This window comes from Rhodococcus sp. R1101, assembly GCF_000278445.1.
GTDB classification, from domain to species: Bacteria; Actinomycetota; Actinomycetes; order Mycobacteriales; family Mycobacteriaceae; genus Rhodococcus; species Rhodococcus gordoniae.
The window spans coordinates 1-2,871 of the sequence record NZ_AJVB01000489.1 but is presented as its reverse complement, the minus strand read 5'-3'; the positions used below and the strand labels follow the sequence as shown (position 1 = coordinate 2,871).

Sequence of the window (2,871 nt, the reverse complement as noted above, 5' to 3'; positions counted from 1 at the left end):
CGGAGAAGGTGATCGAGGGTTCGGGCCGTGTGCTCGAGCGGGTCGGTGAGCGAGAGTGGCGGCTGGTGCCGACCGGCTTCTGGCAGGCCCACCGCGGCGCTGCGACCACCTACTCGACGGTGGTGGGTGAATGGGCGCAGGCCTCCGCGGGTGCGACGGCGTGGGATCTCTACGGCGGGGTGGGGGTGTTCGCCGCGGTGCTCGCCGAGCAGGTGGGTCCGTCCGGGCACGTGGTGTCGGTCGAGTCGTCGAAGACCGCCGTCGACGACGGGATGGAGGCGCTCGCCGATCTCGGTCAGGTGTCCTTCCGTCACGGTCGGGTGGAGCGGATGATCCCGGAGCTACCGGCACCCGAGGTGGTCGTGCTCGATCCACCGCGGGCGGGAGCCGGCAGGGACGTGGTGGCGGCCGTGGCCGAGGCGGGTCCGCGCCGGATCGTCCACGTGGGGTGCGATCCCGCCTCGTTCGGCCGTGATGTGGGGCTGTATCGCGATCACGGGTTCGAGTTGGCGGATGTCCGGGCCTTTGCGGCGTTCCCGTCGACTCATCATGTGGAGTGCATCGGTCTGTTCACCCGTTGATCGTGTGTCCCGTCGCCCTCCCGGAGATGGGGTGTGACGGGAAGCACGTCGGAGTGGCGGTGTGATGTCGGCAAGAGATTGCTTGTAGTATGCAACTAATCTGTACAGTTGCATGACGTAATCAACTGATCCACCCGACGGAGGTTCGCTGTGTCGGACAAGGCCCAAACCCACGAACTCGCCGACGCCATCTTCCTCTTCGGTCGCACGCTGCGCGGTGCACTCGTCCACCACGACACCGACGTGCTTCCCTCCGCACTCGTCGCGGTGCTGTTCGTGCTCGCACGGATGGGGGAGTGCCGTCCCAGCGAGCTCGCCGTCGAAATGTGCGTCAGCCAGTCGTCGTTGAGCAGACAGATCGCCGAACTCGTCGAGCGTGGCCTCGTGGATCGACATCCCGATCCCGACGACCGCCGCGCTCACCGGGTGAGTTGTTCGGTCGCGGGAATCGAGATCCTCGAACTCGTGAAGAAACGCCGGACCGAACGTCTCTCCGCAGAACTCGCGGACTGGCACGAGGACGAGATCGCGGGCGCCATCACGACGCTCGAGCGCCTCACCTCGTCCCTGGCGCCGCTCGTTATCGATACACGAAGGACCAATCCATGACCACAGTCTCCGGATCGGGAGCGCACCCGGCTGCTCCCGTAGCCGAGGAGCAGATGACGCACCGCGAGATCCTCGTCGTGCTGTCGGGCCTCCTTGCCGCTCTCTTCACCGCGCTGCTGAGCAGCACCATCGTCTCGACCGCCCTGCCGACGATCATCGCCGACCTGAACGGCACCCAGACCCAGTACGCCTGGGTCATCACCACGGCGCTGCTCGCCAACGCTGCGTCGACCCCCATCTGGGGCAAGTTCGCCGACCTGTTCAACAAGAAACTGCTCGTCCAGCTCGGGATCCTGGTCTTCGTCGTCGGATCGGTGCTGGCCGGCCTCGCACACAACGTGCCGGTCCTGCTCGCCGCCCGCGTGATCCAGGGCATCGGCATGGGCGGTCTGACGGCTCTGGTCGTCGCGATCATCGGCAGCATCATCCCGCCCCGTGAACGCGGTCGGTACTCCGGCTACATGGGCGCCGTCATGGCCGTCGCCATGTCGGGCGGTCCCGTGCTCGGTGGCGTCATCGTCGACCTCCTCGGCTGGCGCTGGTGCTTCTACGTCTGTGTGCCGATCGCCATGGTCGCGCTGGTCCTGCTGCAGCGCACGCTGCACGTCACGACCGTCCGCAAGGAGAACGTGAGCATCGACTGGTTCGGCGCCACGCTCATCACCGCCGCCGTGAGCGTCCTGCTCATCTGGGTCTCCTTCGCCGGAAAGGCCGGCTACTACGAGTGGTTCTCGGTCGAGTCCGCCCTGTACGTCGGAGCCGGCCTCGTCCTGCTCGCCGCGACGCTCATCGTCGAGTCGAAGGTCGCCGATCCGATCATCCCGCTCAAGATCGTCACCGAACGCACCACCGCCCTCGCGATCATCGCGTCCGTGGCAGTCGGTATCGGCCTGTTCGGTGCCACCACCTTCCTCGGCCAGTACTTCCAGACCTCGCGTGCCTACAGCCCGACGGTCGCCGGTCTGCTCACCATCCCGATGGTCGCCGGCACGCTCGTCTCGTCGATGCTCTCGGGTCAGCTCATCACGCGCTTCGGCAAGTGGAAGGGCTTCCTCATCGGCGGTGCGCTCCTGCAGATGGTCGGTTTCGGCCTGCTCGGCACGGTCGATCACCTCACGTCGCTGACGTTGATCAGCGTCTACATCGCGATCGTGGGTCTGGGCACGGGCATGCTGATGCAGAACCTCGTCCTCGCCGTGCAGAACACCGTCAGCGTTCGCAACATCGGCGCCGCGAGCAGCTCCGTGGCCTTCTTCCGCACCTTCGGTGGCGCGATCGGCGTGTCGGTGCTCGGTTCGATCCTCGCCTCCCGTGTCGCGACGCTCTCCGCCGACGGTCTCGCGAAGCTCGGCGTGGACACCTCCGGTGGCGGTTCCGGCGGAAGTCTCGACTTCTCCCGGCTGCCTGCGCCGGTGGCGGAGGTCATCCGCGCTGCCTACGGTGATGCGACGGCGACTCTCTTCCTCGTGGCGGCGGCGTTCGCAGTCGTCACCCTGGTGGCAGTGGTGCTGATCCCGAACCGGGCATTGCGCACCACCATCGATCTCGTGGAGGAGAAGTCGCCGGCCGATCGCGCCGACATCTCCCCGCAAGGGTGACCTCGATCACGACCGGGCGATCCGCCCACCGGTGACCAGCAGATCACGCGGAACCGAGGCGGTGGCGGGAGACGCTCCGTTCC

The 2,871-nt window shown here is 66.9% G+C and carries 3 protein-coding genes; all 3 read left to right on the top strand.

The window, feature by feature from the left end; genetic code table 11:
* Window positions 1–581: hypothetical protein (locus R1101_RS0120365; RefSeq protein ID WP_016935139.1), on the top strand; the 581-nt coding region annotated here is incomplete at its 5' end.
* Between the two features lie 150 nt (window positions 582–731).
* Window positions 732–1,190: a MarR family winged helix-turn-helix transcriptional regulator gene (locus tag R1101_RS0120360; protein WP_016935138.1), complete on the top strand. Its 459-nt coding sequence runs from the start codon at window positions 732–734 to the stop codon at window positions 1,188–1,190.
* Entirely contained in the window at window positions 1,187–2,788 is a 1,602-nt protein-coding gene (locus tag R1101_RS0120355) for an MDR family MFS transporter (protein ID WP_016935137.1), read from the top strand. The genes R1101_RS0120360 and R1101_RS0120355 overlap by 4 nt, the downstream gene beginning before the upstream one ends.
* The last annotated feature ends 83 nt before the right edge of the window (window positions 2,789–2,871 follow it).